14 protein-coding genes are annotated in these 14497 nt (G+C 72.0%); 3 read left to right on the forward strand and 11 right to left on the reverse strand.

What is annotated here, in order from left to right; translation table 11 throughout:
• Positions 1–76: 76 nt before the first annotated feature.
• The 3 genes from PV682_RS22170 to PV682_RS22180 all read right to left on the reverse strand — a co-directional run bounded on the left by PV682_RS22170 (position 77) and on the right by PV682_RS22180 (position 2460).
• The gene (locus PV682_RS22170) at positions 77–613 is read right to left on the reverse strand and encodes a hypothetical protein (protein ID WP_319732446.1); all 537 of its coding nucleotides are present in this window, start codon (positions 611–613) and stop codon (positions 77–79) included.
• Between the two features lie 82 nt (positions 614–695).
• Positions 696–1649 carry an HtaA domain-containing protein gene (locus PV682_RS22175; RefSeq protein WP_319732448.1) on the reverse strand — a complete coding sequence of 318 codons (954 nt, stop codon included), beginning with the start codon at positions 1647–1649 and terminating at the stop codon, positions 696–698.
• 52 nt (positions 1650–1701) lie between these two features.
• Complete coding sequence (locus PV682_RS22180) at positions 1702–2460, reverse strand: neocarzinostatin apoprotein domain-containing protein (RefSeq protein ID WP_319732450.1); 759 nt, start codon at positions 2458–2460, stop codon at positions 1702–1704.
• Positions 2461–2594: 134 nt separating this feature from the next.
• Between PV682_RS22180 and PV682_RS22185 the strand changes: the two genes are divergently transcribed.
• Positions 2595–3608: a heme/hemin ABC transporter substrate-binding protein gene (locus PV682_RS22185; RefSeq protein ID WP_319732453.1), complete on the forward strand. Its 1014-nt coding sequence runs from the start codon at positions 2595–2597 to the stop codon at positions 3606–3608.
• Here PV682_RS22185 and PV682_RS22190 read toward each other — a convergent pair.
• The 4 genes from PV682_RS22190 to PV682_RS22205 all read right to left on the reverse strand — a co-directional run bounded on the left by PV682_RS22190 (position 3605) and on the right by PV682_RS22205 (position 9154).
• Positions 3605–4594, reverse strand: coding sequence for an adenosine deaminase (locus PV682_RS22190; protein WP_319732454.1), 990 nt, complete (start codon positions 4592–4594; stop codon positions 3605–3607). The two genes, PV682_RS22185 and PV682_RS22190, sit on opposite strands and share 4 nt — an antisense overlap.
• A 20-nt stretch (positions 4595–4614) precedes the next feature.
• Positions 4615–5526, reverse strand: a complete 912-nt coding sequence (locus PV682_RS22195; RefSeq protein WP_319732455.1) for a ribonuclease Z — start codon at positions 5524–5526, stop codon at positions 4615–4617.
• A 6-nt stretch (positions 5527–5532) separates the two neighbouring features.
• A complete protein-coding gene (locus tag PV682_RS22200) occupies positions 5533–5886 on the reverse strand; it encodes a histidine triad nucleotide-binding protein (RefSeq protein ID WP_319732456.1) in 354 nt (117 codons plus the stop codon).
• A gap of 64 nt (positions 5887–5950) precedes the next feature.
• Positions 5951–9154, reverse strand: a complete 3204-nt coding sequence (locus PV682_RS22205; RefSeq protein WP_319732459.1) for a S41 family peptidase — start codon at positions 9152–9154, stop codon at positions 5951–5953.
• Positions 9155–9257: 103 nt separating this feature from the next.
• Between PV682_RS22205 and PV682_RS22210 the strand changes: the two genes are divergently transcribed.
• The gene (locus PV682_RS22210) at positions 9258–9596 is read left to right on the forward strand and encodes a hypothetical protein (protein WP_319732461.1); all 339 of its coding nucleotides are present in this window, start codon (positions 9258–9260) and stop codon (positions 9594–9596) included.
• On the opposite strand, the gene PV682_RS22215 is transcribed toward PV682_RS22210, so the two are convergent.
• The 4 genes from PV682_RS22215 to hrcA form a co-directional block, all read right to left on the reverse strand.
• Entirely contained in the window at positions 9591–10337 is a 747-nt protein-coding gene (locus PV682_RS22215; protein ID WP_319732463.1) for a 16S rRNA (uracil(1498)-N(3))-methyltransferase, read from the reverse strand. The two genes, PV682_RS22210 and PV682_RS22215, sit on opposite strands and share 6 nt — an antisense overlap.
• Positions 10337–11446, reverse strand: a complete 1110-nt coding sequence (locus PV682_RS22220; protein WP_319732465.1) for a nitronate monooxygenase — start codon at positions 11444–11446, stop codon at positions 10337–10339. Before PV682_RS22220 ends, PV682_RS22215 begins: the two co-directional genes overlap by 1 nt.
• Positions 11447–11524: 78 nt before the next feature.
• Positions 11525–12661, reverse strand: a complete 1137-nt coding sequence (gene dnaJ / locus PV682_RS22225; RefSeq protein WP_055718599.1) for a molecular chaperone DnaJ — start codon at positions 12659–12661, stop codon at positions 11525–11527.
• A complete protein-coding gene (gene hrcA / locus PV682_RS22230) occupies positions 12662–13678 on the reverse strand; it encodes a heat-inducible transcriptional repressor HrcA (RefSeq protein ID WP_055718598.1) in 1017 nt (338 codons plus the stop codon).
• Between the two features lie 120 nt (positions 13679–13798).
• Here hrcA and PV682_RS22235 point away from each other — a divergent pair, with 120 nt between their 5' ends.
• Positions 13799–14488: an MBL fold metallo-hydrolase gene (locus PV682_RS22235; protein ID WP_319732470.1), complete on the forward strand. Its 690-nt coding sequence runs from the start codon at positions 13799–13801 to the stop codon at positions 14486–14488.
• Positions 14489–14497 lie beyond the last annotated feature (9 nt).

Below are 14497 nucleotides of genomic sequence, written 5' to 3' on the forward strand. Positions count from 1 at the left end.
TACCCGGGTAGTACCTGAGTGGTACCGAGGGGCACCCCGCAGCAGGCGCCCCTCGGGGATCGGGAGTAGTGCGGGACTACTGGAAGGTGATCGGCACGTGGACGTCGTAGTTGCGGTCGTTCGTGTCGAAGTGGTCGGCACGGGTCACGACCGCGCACTCGACGTCCTGGCCGCAGACGCTGCCGTCGTCCAGCGTGGCCTTGACGAAGATGTTCACGCTGAAGGTGCCGCCGGTGCCGAACTTGGAGCTGTTGGCGAAGAGGCCGCCGAAGGTGTTGTTGACCCAGTGGGAGGCGCCGGTGGAGCCGGACTCGTCCTGGCCGCCGAGGCAGGGGGTCGGCTTGTTGGCACCGGCCGCGCCGTCGACGACGCACAGGCCGACGTAGATGCCCTGGCCGGTGTTGTAGCCGGAGCCGGAGACGGTGACGACCTGGCCGGCGGCGGTCGCGGTGCCCGGCGAGGTGAGGGAGAGGCTGTAGGTGGTGCCGCCGTCGGTGACCGTGCGGGTGGCGGTCGCGGCGGAGGCGGAGGTGGCCAGGCCCAGGGTGAGCGCGGACGCGGCGGCGACGGCGAGACCGGCGCGGGCGGCGGTGCGGGCGGAGGCGACTCTCATGGGGGAGACCCTTCTGGTCGGTTCCAGCCTGAATGGCTCGAACTTAGGTAAGGCTAACCTAATTACGATCTCCGGCTGCTTGTCAATGGGAGGTAAAGCCGACCACCTCGAACTCGGCGCCCAGCACGGCCCGTTCACCGGTCACGGCCGTCACCTCGACGGCATGCGCGCCCCGCGCCGCGTTCTCGTACACCGGGAAGTCCTGGCCGAACCGCCCGTCCCCTCCGGCCACCACTTGGTACCGCGTGTCCCCGTCGATCGCGACGAGCAGGACTGCGCCGGGGGTGAACCCCTCACCGGTGAGCCCCTGTTGACCCCCGGCGGGGAGGGTGGGACGGGCGAGGGAGACGGCAGCAGCGGCCTCGGGGGACGCCTCCGCCGAACTCCCCGCCGTCGGCGTGGGGTTCGCGGCCGGTGCCCCGACGGGCTCTTCGGCAACCCCGGTGCCGACCGTCACGTCGAGCACCCCGAGCCCGTCTCCGGCCACGAACCCCCGCCCGCTCCAGGAGGAGAGCAACTCGGCGCCCTCCTCGGAGAGTTCGGCCCACAACCCGGCCCACGTCACAGCGCTCTCACGCACGACGGGACCGGCACCGGACGCGGCCACCGAGGCGAGCGTCACCTCGCGGGCCCGCCCGTCCAGCGCCGTACGCGCCAGGAGGGTGCCCCCGCTCCCGGCGAGCCGGAGCGTCAACCCGGCGAGCACCAGGGGCTGTTGCCCGGGGGAGCCGCCGAGCCGGACGGCGCCGCCCAACTGGACCTCCGCCGTGGCCCGTTCGGCGTCGAGACCACCGCCGACGGCCGGGAAGGACGCGCCCGCCTCCTCGACGGCGGGTTCCGTCACACCGAACGACACGCCCCGCGCCGCGAGTTCACCGTCGGCACCGGCCCAGGCGGCCCGCCCTTCGACGAGCACGCCGGGACCGTCCTGGGCGACAAGCACGCCGGGACCGCCCTGGGCGGCGAGCGCGCCGGGGCCGCCGAGTGCGAGCAGGGCGCCGGTCGTCAGGAAGACGACGGCCGTTCTCTTCGCCATGTTCCGTTCCCCTCGGGGATATTGAGTTCTGGATCAGTGATATGACGTACCGTCAGGCAGCGGCCCTGCGTCGCCGGGCCCACACCCACGCCCCGCCCCCCACCGCCAGCAGCCCCGCCGAAGCGAGCCCCAGCGGCAGCGCGAGGCCGGACCCGGTGCCGGCCATGGACCCGGACGGCGCGGAGGAGGTCACCGCCCCCGAGGAACCGCCGGTCGCCAAGGCGGACGCGGAGGCCGACGGAGTGGCAGCGGGCGAGACCGACCCTCCACCCGCCGACCCCCCACCCGTCGACCCGCCCCCCGTCGAACCCCCGCCCGTAGCACCGGAAGCACCCCCGAACGTCACCGGAATCCGCACGGTCTGGCTCTGATCGCCGCCCCTCGTATGGTCGTTGCGCGTGATGACCGCGCACCTCACCCCGCCCGCCGCACAGTCCGTGTTCGCGTCCTTCGCCCGCACCTTGAGCTGAACGCTGAACGTCCCCCGGTGCCCGCTGCCGCCATACGGTTTGGCCAACCCCTCACCGTAGGAAGGGGGGTTGGACGAGACCCACACGGACGCCCCGGACTCACCGGACATGTCGACGCCGCCGACGCAGGGCGTGGGCGTCCTGCCGGGCCCGTTGTCGACGCAGAAGGCGACGTAGATGCCCTTCTCCGTGTTGTAGCCGGTGCCGCTGACGGTCACCGTCTCGCCCGCCGCCGCCAGCCCGGACGTCTTGGACACGGTGAGTCTCTGACCCTCGGGACCCGTGGCCGTACCGCTCGCGGCAAGGGCCGTCGGGGCGGTCGCGAACAGGGCGACGGCCACGAGAGAACACACAACTCCGTGACCGCGCAAGCCACTTGCCGAGGTCATGAAACACCCCCACCAGGTGAAACTAAGGAAAGGCTAACCTAAGCTATCTCCCAAGGAACTGCCAAGCACCGCGGAGAGGAAAGACCATGCGGAGACGACTGGCCGCCCTGGGAGCGGGCCTGGCACTGCTGACGGCGGCCTGCGGAACGGGCGGCGGCAGCGACACCCAGGACGCGCCGAAGACCGCGAGCGCGCGGGCCGCCGCAGCGGTGGAGCGGCTCGCCGAAAACACCGTCGTACCGCTCGAAGGACCCGCCCCCGTACCGGAGTTGCCGGTCACGGTCGACTCCTCCGACGGCCGGAAGGTGACCGTCGCGGACGCCTCGCGCATCCTGCCGCTCAACGGCGGCGTCGCGGAGACCGTGTTCACGCTCGGGCTCGGGAAGAACGTCGTCGGCCGGGACATCACGGCGACGTTCGAGGAGGCGAAGAAGCTTCCCCAGGTCACCAAGGCGCACGACGTGAGCGCGGAGAGCGTGCTGTCGCTGCGGCCGACGGTCGTGCTCGCCGACACCGACACGGGCCCCAAGGAGGCGATCGACCAGATCCGCGACGCCGGGGTCCCCGTCGTCGTCCTCGATCCGGCGACGAAGCTGGCCGACGTGACGACGCGAACGACCCGGATCGCGGCGGCACTCGGCGTCCCCGACGCCGGGAAGGCCCTCAACTCGCGGATGGGGAAGGAGCTTGCGCAGGCGCGGGCCGGGGTTCCGGCGGGGAGCAGGCCGAACGTCGCGTTCCTCTACATGCGGGGCAGTGCGGCCGTGTACCTGATCGGCGGCAAGGGGTCCGGCGCGGACTCCCTGCTGGAGGCGGCGGGGGCTCAGGATGCGGGCGTGGCCGCCGGGTTCGCGCGGCCGTTCACGCCGATCACCACCGAGGCGCTCGCGCAGGCGAGCCCCGACGTCATCCTGATGATGACGAAGGGGCTCGACTCGGTCGGGGGCCTGAGCGGCCTGCTCCAGGTGCCCGGCATCGCCCAGACCCCCGCCGGGATGAACAAGCGGGTCGTCGACATGGAGGACGGCGTCCTGCTGAGCTTCGGCCCGCGCACGCCGCTCGTCATCGACATCCTGGTGGACAGGATCCACCAGCCCTAAAAGACGTACGCCTCGACTTCCGCAAGGTACTCGGCCCGCCGCTCCTCGTCGTCCTCCAGGAAGGACGCGACGAAGGAGTTGCGGGCCAGCTCGCGCAACTGCTCCTGCTTCAGCCCGAGTTCAGCGGCGACCGCGTCGAAGTTGTCGCCCGCGTAGCCGCCGAAGTAGGAGGGGTCGTCGGAGTTGACCGTGCACAGCAGCCCGGCGTCCAGCATCGCGGGCAGCGGGTGCTCGGCGAGGCTGCCGACCGCCTTGAGCCGTACGTTGGACAGGGGGCACAGCGTCAGCGGCACCCGTTCGCGCACCAGCCGCTCCACCAGCGCCGGGTCCTCCACGCAGCGCAGGCCGTGGTCGACGCGCTCCACGCCGAGGACGTCGAGGGCCTCCGTGATGTACGCGGCCGGGCCCTCCTCCCCCGCGTGCGCCACCCGGCGTAGTCCCAGAGAGTTAGCCGCCTCGTACACCTCGCGGAACTTCGCCGGAGGGTGGCCGACCTCGGCGGAGTCGAGACCGACACCCGTAATACGGTGGAGGTACGGCTTCGCGGCCTCCAGCGTCTCCATCGCCGACTCGGCGGACTGATCGCGCAGGAAGCACAGGATCAGCCGGGTGGAGACGCCGTGCCGCGCCTCGCTCTCGCCGAGCGCCCGCCACAACCCCTCGACGACCGTGCCCAGTTCGACGCCGCGCGCGGTGTGCGCCTGCGGGTCGAAGAAGATCTCCGCATGCCGGACGCCCTGCGCCGCCGCCCGCGCGAGGTAGGCGTCCGCGAGGTCCGCGAAGTCCTCCTCCGTGCGCAGGACCGTCATCAGCGCGTAGTACAGGTCCAGGAACGACTGGAGGTCCGCGAAGTCGTACGCCCGCCGCAGGGCCTCCGTGTCCGCGTACGGCAGCGTCACACCGTTGCGGCCGGCCAGCGCGAACGCCAGCTCCGGTTCCAGGGTGCCTTCGATGTGCAGGTGCAGTTCAGCTTTGGGGAGAGGCATCCAAGCATCGTACGGCCGTTTCACCGACGTTTCGGAACCGGCACTCGCATCAGGTCCCTGGCGATCGTCAGCTCGCCCTCGAACCCCGCGGACCTCGCCTGGCGCTCGAACTCCTCCGGGTCGGTGTAGCGCTGGCTGAAGTGGGTGAGGACGAGGTGGCGCACGCCGGCGTCCCGCGCGACCGCCGCCGCCTGGACCGCCGTCAAGTGGCCGTGGTCCTGCGCCAGTCGGGCGTCCTCGGCCAGGAACGTCGACTCGATGACCAGCATGTCGCAGTCCTCCGCGAGGGCGTGCACGCCGTCGCACAGGCGTGTGTCCATCACGAACGCGAACCGCTGGCCGCGCCTCGGCTCGCTCACGTCGTCCAGCGTGACGCCTCCCAGGGCGCCCTCGCGCTGGATCCGGCCCACGTCCGGGCCCTTGATGCCGTGCTCCGCGAGGCGGGCCGGGAGGATGCGGCGGCCGTCCGGCTCGACCAGGCGGTAGCCGTACGACTCGACCGGGTGCGAGAGCCGGTGCGCCTCCAGGGTGTACGAGGGTCCCTCGGCCAGCGTGAGCATGCCGCCGCCCGCGACCGGGGATTCGGTGATACCGACGGTTTCCCGGTACGCCGTGGAATACCGGAGCCTGTCGAAGAACCGCTGACCGGAACGCGGATAATGCGCGACCACGGGATGCGGCACCTGGTCGAGGTTGACGCGTTGAATCACCCCGGCAAGACCGAGCGAGTGATCCCCGTGGAAATGGGTGACGCAGATCCTGTTCAGATCGTGCGCCGCGACACCTGCCCGCACCATCTGCCGCTGAGTACCCTCGCCGGGATCGAAGAGAATCCCCTCGGCGTCCCACCGCAGGAAATACCCGTTGTGATTACGGTGCCGGGTGGGCACCTGGCTGGCCGTCCCCAGCACCGTCAACTCACGTACGGACACGCGGATTCACCCCGGAGGCCACTGAAGCCCACGTCCACCGAGGACATGCGCGTGCACATGGAACACCGTCTGCCCGGCACCGGCCCCCGTATTGAACACGGTCCGATGACTGCCGAGCTTCTCCTCGTCGGCGACGGCCTGCGTCTCCCGCAGAACATCGGCGAGAACATCCGGGGCCGCCACGGCGAGAGCGCCGACATTCTCGTAATGCGCCTTGGGAATCACGAGCACATGCGTGGGAGCCTGCGGATTGATGTCCCGAAAAGCGACGGTGGTCTCGGTCTCCCTGACAATGGTCGCCGGAATCGTCCCGGCGACCACTTTGCAGAACAGACACCCGCCCTGCGGCTCCCCTGCCATACGTGTCCCTCCTAGGTGGTACGGCGAATGGTAGACGAAGCCTCACGCCCCCCACCGACTCACCTCAGGCCGACGGCACCTCCGGCGCCACCCGTCCCTCCCCCTCCCCCAGCCCCTCCAGCGCCAGCCTTATCGCCGCGTCCAGTTGCACGTCCGTCCCCGCCACATAGTCCTGGGGCCGGACCACCACCTCCACGTCGGGATCGACCCCGTGGTTCTCGACCCCCCACTCGAACCCCTCCAGCCAGAACGCGTACTTCGGCTGAGTGACGAGCGTCCGGTCGACCAGCCGGTACCGGCTGTCGATCCCGATCGTCCCGCCCCAGGTCCGGGTCCCCACGACCGGCCCGATCCCCAGCGCCTTGATCGCCGCGTTGACGATGTCCCCGTCGGACCCGGAGAACTCGTTGGCGATGGCGACGACGGGCCCCCGGGGTGCGTCGAGGGGGTACGTCGTGGGCCGCATGCCACGGGCCACGTCCCAGCCGACGACCCGCCGGGCGAGCTTCTCGATGACCAGCTGGGAGGTGTGGCCGCCCCGGTTCTCCCGGACATCGACGAGGAGCCCCTCGCGGGCGACCTCGACCCGCAGGTCCCGGTGGATCTGGGCCCAGCCGGGCGCCTGCATGTCGGGAACGTGGAGATACCCGAGCCGCCCCCCGGACGCGGCATGGACGTACGCCCGCCGGTCGGCGACCCACGCGTGGTAGCGCAGCGCCTCCTCGTCCCCGACGGGCACGACGACGGCATGCCGGACGTCACCCCCGTCGGCGGGCAGGACGGTCAGCTCGACGGCCTTCCCGGCCGTCCCGACGAGGAGGGGACCGGGCCCGGCGACAGGGTCGACGGGATGCCCCCCGACGGCGACGATCGCGTCACCGACACGAACAGCGACTCCCGGCGCGGCGAGGGGAGATCGGGCATCAGGATCGGACGTCTCGGAGGGAAGAATCCGGTCGACACGCCAACTCCCGTCATCCGCACGGGAGATGTCCGCCCCCAGCAGCCCTTGCCGAGGCCCCCGCCCATACCCCCACCCCGGAGTGACGTACGCATGGGACGTCCCCAACTCCCCCTGAACTTCCCAGAGAAGGTCGACGAGGTCGTCGTGCGTGGCGACCCGTTCGAGGACGGGCCGGTACCGGTCGAGGACGCCGGTCCAGTCGACGCCCCCGAGGTCCTCCCGCCAGAAGTTGTCCCGCATGAGCCGCCCGGCCTCGTCGTACATCTGCCGCCACTCGGCGGCGGGGTCGACGGTCTGCCGGATGCGCCCGAGGTCGACGGTGATGTTGGAGTCGCTGTCCTCGTCCCCGGAGGCCCGCCGGTCGCTGGGTACGACCTTGAGCTTGCCGTCGGTCCACAGCAGCAGCCGCTTGCCGTCGCCGCTGACCTCGAACCCGTCGGCGTCGTCGGCGAGATGCTCGACGCGCCGCGCGCCGAGGTCGTAGCGCTCCAACTCGGTGGTGGCGGCGGGCTCTTCGGGAGTGGCCCGGGAGGACCCGAGGACGCCCTGGACGGGATGGCGCAGCCACAGGAGCCCGTCCTTGGCGGCCCGAAGGGACGAGTACCGGCCGGCCTCGACGGGGAACGGGACGATCCGGTCGGCGAGCCCGTCGAGGTCGATGCGGGTCGCGGGGGTCCCCTCGCTGTCGGGCGTCTCCTCCTTGTCGGGCGCCTCGAAGGCGCGCCCGTGCCGCTGCGGCCCGAAGGGGGACGGGGTCGTCGCGGCCAGGGTGATGAGGTGGGGCCGCGCCCCGGCGAGGAAGGAGAGGTCGAAGGCGTGCTGGTCGTAGACGGGGTCGAAGGCGCGGGTGGAGAGGAACGCGAGGTGCTTGCCGTCGAGGGTGAACGCGGGCGCGTAGTCGCGGAACCGCAGCGGCGTCGCCTCGGTGACGGACAGGTCGGTGGTGTTGGCCAGCATCAGCTGGCTGAGCGGACTGGGTCCGGGATGGGACCAGGCGAGCCACCCGGAGTCGGGCGAGAAGACCAGGTCGGACACGTCACCGTCGTCGCTGCGCACGACCTCGCGGACCTCCCCGCTCTCCCGCTCGACGAACAGCAGCCGCCCGTCGTGCGAGGCGACGGCGGCCCGGCTGCCGTCGGGAGCCATGGCCAGCTCCAGCACCCGCCCGAGCGCGCCGGAAGCGAGCCGCCGGGGAGTGGCCCCCGGCGCCAGCCCGGTCGCGGGCGCGAACTCCAGCGCGTCCTCCCCCTCCGCGTCCGTCACCCACACCACCCACTCCTCGCCCTCCGGCGTCCGGAAGGTACGCGGCAGCCGCGCCCGCACCCCCGGCTCGGCGGCGAGCGCGCGGGCGGGCCCGGCGCGGTGGGTGACCCAGTGCAGGCCGCCGCGGACCTCTACGGCGCTGCCACGCGCGGTGTGGTCGGGCGCGGCCTCGCCGAGCCAGCCGGCGGGGGCGAGGGGGCGGGGCCGGCGGTCCATGCGCTGGCCGCCCAACTGGACGTCGAGCAGCCGCGGTTCGGCCGAGTCGAGGTCGTCGAGGAGCCACAGCGCACCGCCGGACGCGTACACGAGACGCGTGCCGTCACCCGTCAAGTGCCGGGCGTAGAAGCCGCCTTGAGGGGTGTGCCGGCGCAGGTCGGAGCCGTCGGCGAGCGAGGAGTAGACGGCGCCCGTGCCCTCGTGGTCGGACAGGAACGCGATGCGGTCCCCCGCCCACACGGGCGACTCCAGGTTCCCGTCCAACTCCTCGTGCAGCCGCACGAATCGCCCCTCGCCGTCCCGGTCGATCCACAGCTTCCCCGCCATGCCGCCCCGGTAGCGCTTCCAGTGCGCGGCCTCGCGGCCGTGGCGCGCGGAGAGCAGGACGACGTGCGGTCCGCCGAGCGCGAGGTCGTCGACGAGTCCGTACGGCAGGGTCGTCGCCGGTCCCCCGTCGAGCGGGACGGCGCGGGCCCAGCTGCGGGAGCGGGATGCCTGGTCGTACGTCGACACGACGAGGACGTGCCCCTCGGGGGTCCAGCCGCACACCCGGGTGGACGAACTCCCCCAGTACGTCAGCCGCGTCGACGGCCCTCCGTCGACCGGCGCGACCTGCACCTCCCGGGCCCCGTCACGCGTCGACGTCCACGCGACCGTCGTGCCGTCGGGGGATATCCGGGGCGCGGTGACGGGCGTGTTGTCGGCACTCACCCGCCACGCGCGCCCGCCGTCGAGCGGCGCGAGCCATACGTCGTCCTCGGCGGTGAAGGCCACCAAGTCGCCGTGCAGGTGCGGGAACCGGAGATACGCAGCGGGCTGGGTCACCGGCTCACCCTAAGCGGGGAACGCCCGAAGAGACACCGCTTTCGGATCACCTGCCCGGATATCCGCAAGCCTCCCGCCGGGCGGACCCAGCAGGATGGGGGCCATGCGCGCAAGGAAGACACGGAAGATCACGGTGGGCCGGGACTACTACTGGTCCGTCCGCCACGTCCACCCGCCCTGCCAGGACGTCCTCAGCCTGAACCGCGACAACGTCCGGCTGCGCCTGGTCTTCGCCGAGGGCCCCGGCCGTATCCCCTCGGGCGGCTTCACGACCCCCGGGGGCACGGTCAGCACCCCCGGCCACGACCTGAACCTCCATCTCCCGTCCGTGGTACGGGCGTTCGTGGAGGAGGCGGAGAACAGGGGCCTGTTCGGGAGGAGTTCGGAGACGGACGGCTGGGAGCTGTTCGACGCGGTGGTCCAGCGCACGACAGGTCTATGACCAGCGCCCCGTCCGCCCCAGCACCAGCGCCGCAGCCGCCGTCCCCGCCGTAGAGGTACGCAGCACGCTCCGCCCCAGCCGGCACGTCACCGCCCCCGCCTCCTCGAAGAGCGCCAACTCCTCGGGAGACACGCCCCCTTCGGGACCGACGACGAGCACGATCTCACCGGCGGACGGCAGTTCGGCCACCGCGAGCGGCGCACTCCCGTACTCCCGGTCCTCGTGCAGGACGACGGCGAGATCCGCGCCCGCGAGCAGCGCCGCGACCTGCTTGCCGGACGACAGCTCCGCCACCTCGGGAAACCGCACCCGCCGCGACTGCTTCCCCGACTCCCGGGCCGTGGCACGCCACTTGGCCAGCGCCTTCGCCCCCCGCTCGCCCTTCCACTGCGTGATGCAGCGGGACGCGGCCCACGGGACGATCGCGTCGACCCCCACCTCGGTCATCGTCTCGACGGCCAACTCCCCCCGGTCGCCCTTGGGAAGAGCCTGGACGACGGTGAGGCGGGGCGCCGGCGGCGGCTCCTCGGACACCGGCTGGAGCCGGACCACGAGCCGGTCCTTGCCCTCGGCGGCGAGCACCGAGCCCGCCGCCCAGCGCCCCGCGCCGTCCGTGAGGACCACCGGCTCGCCCGCCTGGAGCCGCTTCACCGAGACCGCGTGCCGCCCCTCGGGCCCGTCGAGGACGAACTCCGGCCCCGCGCCCGCGAGTTGCTCGACCACGAAGACCGGAGCGGTCATCAGGCCACGCCCCCGTCGGCGGTGGGCGCGTCGTCGGGAAGGGGCGCCGTCGCGGCCAACGCGGTGCGCGCGGCGTCCAGTTCGGCCGCGAGCACCTCGACGAGGTCCCCGGCGGGCAGGTCACGCGCCATCCGGTGCCCCTGCCCCGCCCACAGGGCCATCCCCTGCGCGTCCCCGGCCTTCGCCGCGGCCTTGCGCAGCGGCGAGGTCAGATGGTGGATCTCGGGGTACGCGGCGGGCGCGTACGGGCCGTGCTCGCGCAGGAACCGGTTCACCAGCCCCCGCGCCGGCCGGCCCGAGAAGGCCCGCGTCAACTCCGTACGCGCGAACAGGGGGTTGGTCAGCGCGGCCTTGTGCACGGCCGCCGCCCCGGACTCCGGCGTCGCGAGGAACGCCGTACCGAGCTGGGCCGCGGACGCGCCGGCCGCCATCACCGCCGCGATCTGGCTCCCCCGCATGATGCCGCCCGCGGCGACCAGCGGCAGCGACACCGCCTCGCGGATCTGCGCGAGCAGAGCGAGCAGGCCGACGCCCGCACGGTCGTTCTCCGGGTTGTCCCGGTGCGTCCCCTGGTGACCGCCCGCCTCCACGCCCTGCACGATCACCGCGTCCGCGCCCGCGCGCTCGATCGCGACGGCCTCCTCCGGGGAGGTCGCGGTGACGAGGGTGAGCGTCCCGGCCCGCCGGAAGTTCGCCAGCACCTCGGGGCTCGGCGCGCCGAAGTGGAACGACACGACGGGGACGGGGTTGTCGAGCAGCACGGCGAGCTTCGCCTCGTACCCGTCGTCCCGGCCGCTGTCGGGGTCGCCGAGCTCCGTCTCGTACCAGGTGGACTCACCGGCGAGCTGATGCGCGTAGAGCTCGACCGCGCCCGCCTCGGCGTACTCGGGCTGGGGCATGAAGAGGTTCACACCGAACGGCCGCGAGGTCTGGCCACGGACCTGTTTGATCTCCTCGTACATGCCGTCGGCCGTCTTGTACCCGGCGGCGAGGAAGCCGAGGCCACCGGCCTCGGACACGGCCGCGACCAGCCGCGGCACGGAGACCCCGCCCGCCATGGGGGCCTGCACGATCGGGTAAGGAAAGAGATCGGTCAGTTCGGAGGACATGACCGCATGTTGTCACGTCCTCCGAACAACCTCGAACCGACCCCACGTTTGGCACATGCCAACACACGCGCCACAGGATCAACGCCCGTTGAAGGCATCCTTCAGCCGCGAGAACAACCCCTGCTGCCCCGGCTGGAACTGCCCCTGAGGCCGTTCCTCGCCGCGCAGCTTGGCGAGTTCACGCAGCAGGCGCTCCTGCTCGGGGTCCAGCTTCGTGGGGGTCTGGACCTCGACGTGCACGATGAGGTCGCCGCGCCCGCCGCCGCGCAGATGTGTGACGCCGCGCCCGTGGAGCGGGATCGACTGGCCGGACTGGGTGCCGGGCCGGATGTCGACCTCCTCCATGCCGTCCAGGGTCTCCAGGGGGACCTTGGTGCCGAGGGACGCCGCCGTCATCGGGATGGTGACCGTGCAGTGCAGGTCGTCGCCCCGGCGCTGGAACGTGGAGTGCGGGAGTTCGTGGATCTCGACGTAGAGGTCACCGGCGGGCCCGCCACCGGGCCCGACCTCGCCCTCACCGGCGAGCTGGATGCGCGTGCCGTTGTCGACACCGGCCGGGATCTTGACCGTGAGCGTCCGGCGGGAGCGGATGCGGCCGTCACCGGCGCACTCGGGGCACGGCGTGGGCACGACCGTCCCGAAGCCCTGGCACTGTGGGCACGGCCGCGAGGTCATGACCTGGCCCAGGAAGGACCGCGTGACCTGCGAGACCTCACCCCGGCCCCGGCACATGTCGCAGGTCTGCGCGGTGGTGCCGGGCGCGGCCCCCTCGCCGTTGCAGGTGTTGCAGACGATCGCCGTGTCGACCTGGATGTCCTTGGTCGTGCCGAAGGCGGCCTCGTCGAGGTCGACTTCGAGGCGGATCATCGCGTCCTGGCCGCGCCGGGTGCGCGAGCGCGGGCCGCGCTGGGACGCCGTGCCGAAGAACGCGTCCATGATGTCGGAGAAGTTGCCGAAGCCACCGGCGCCGAAGCCGCCCGCGCCCCCGCCGCCGCTCTGCGAGAGCGGGTCGCCGCCGAGGTCGTAGACCTGCTTCTTCTGCGGGTCCGACAGCACCTCGTAGGCGGCGTTGATCTCCTTGAACCGCTCCTGGGTCTTCGGGTCCGGGTTGACGTCCGGGTGCAGCTCGCGCGCGAGCCGGCGGAACGCCTTCTTGATCTCATCCTGCGACGCGTCACGGCGCACGCCGAGTACGGCGTAGTAGTCCGTGGCCACTTACGACTCCGCCAGGATCTGTCCGACGTACCTCGCCACTGCGCGTACCGCTCCCATCGTTCCCGGGTAGTCCATGCGGGTCGGTCCGACCACGCCGAGCTTGGCGACTGCCTCGCCGCCCGAACCGTAGCCGACCGACACGACGGACGTGGAGTTGAGTCCTTCGTAGGCGTTCTCGTGCCCGATGCGCACGGTCATGCCCGAATCCCCGGCCTCGCCAAGCAACTTGAGGAGCACGACCTGCTCCTCCAGGGCTTCCAGGACGGGCCGGATGGTGAGGGGAAAGTCATGTCCGAAGCGGGTGAGATTGGCGGTTCCGCCGATCATCAGCCGCTCCTCGTTCTCCTCGACGAGCGTCTCCATCAGCGTGGAGAGCACGATCGAGACCGTACCCCGGTCCTCGCGCTCGAACGCCTCCGCGAGGTCCTCGACGAGCATCGGGACGTCACTGAACCGGCGCCCGGCGACCCGGCTGTTGAGCCGCGCGCGCAGATCCGCCAGCGAGGATTCCCCGAAGGGCGCCGGGCAGTCCACCATCCGCTGCTCCACCCGGCCCGTGTCCGTGATCAGCACGAGCATCAGCCGCGCGGGCGCGAGCGCCAGCAGCTCGACGTGCCGGACGGTGGAGCGGGTGAGGGAGGGGTACTGGACGACGGCGACCTGCCGGGTGAGCTGCGCGAGCAGCCGGACCGTGCGCGCCACCACGTCGTCCAGGTCGACCGCGCCGTCCAGGAAGTGGTGGATGGCGCGGCGCTCGGGCGCCGTCATCGGCTTGACTCCGGCCAGGCGGTCGACGAACAGGCGGTAGCCCTTGTCGGTGGGGATGCGCCCCGCACTCGTGTGCGGCTGCGCGATGAACCCCTCGTCCTCCAGGACGGCCATGTCGTTGCGCACGGTCGCCGGGGAGACGCCGAGGTTGTGCCGCTCGGTGAGCGCCTTGGAACCCACCGGTTCCTCGGTCCCCACGTAGTCCTGGACGATCGCGCGCAGCACCTGAAGCCTGCGTTCACTCAGCACCGCGCACACCTCCAGAAGTCCGCCCTGGCACTCTTCACCTACGAGTGCCAGTGTACGGCGGTCGGGTACCACGGGGGCAAGGTCGTCCCCGTCGCCGGATGGTACGGCTAGCGTCGCCGTATGACGGTGACTTGGGAAGAGCTGGGCTGGGAACGTCTCGGTGACGGCGTCGGCCGCGTCCGCCTGCCGGGATGGGACTGCACGGTGGGGCTGGTGATCACCCCGGACGCCGCGCTCCTGATCGACTCCGGCTCCAGCCTCCCCGAGGGCGCGCGTCTACGTGATCTCCTCCCCGTCAATGTGACCCATCTCGCGCTGACCCACCCCCACTTCGACCACGTCTTCGGCGCCGCGGCCTTCCCGGAGGCGGAGGTGTACGCCGCGTACGCCGGATACGACGCCGCCGAACTGGCCGCCGACGCCGTACGCAACGGCCTGGACACCGACCTGGCCCAGGAGGCCGCCGCCGCGCTGACCGCCCCCGGGCACGTGGTCACGCGAGCCTGCACCCCGGTCCCGGGCATCGACCTCGTCCCCCTGGGTCCCGCACACACTCCGTACGACCTTGTCGTCACCGTCTCCGGTGCCGTGCCGGTGGTGTTCTGCGGGGATCTCGTCGAGGAGTCCGGGGAGCCGCAGGCGGGGCCGGACGCGGCGGTGTCGCGGTGGCCCTCGGCGCTGGACGCGCTGCTGGCACTCGGCGGGGAGGACGCCGTGTACGTGCCGGGGCACGGGGCTGTCGTGGACGCCGCTTTCGTACGGCGACAGCGGGACGCTCTCAGCGAACGGTTCGGCGTGTCGCGCGGGTGAGGGGTCTGC

The organism is Streptomyces niveiscabiei (genome assembly GCF_033794345.1).
Taxonomy (GTDB): Bacteria; Actinomycetota; Actinomycetes; order Streptomycetales; family Streptomycetaceae; genus Streptomyces; species Streptomyces niveiscabiei.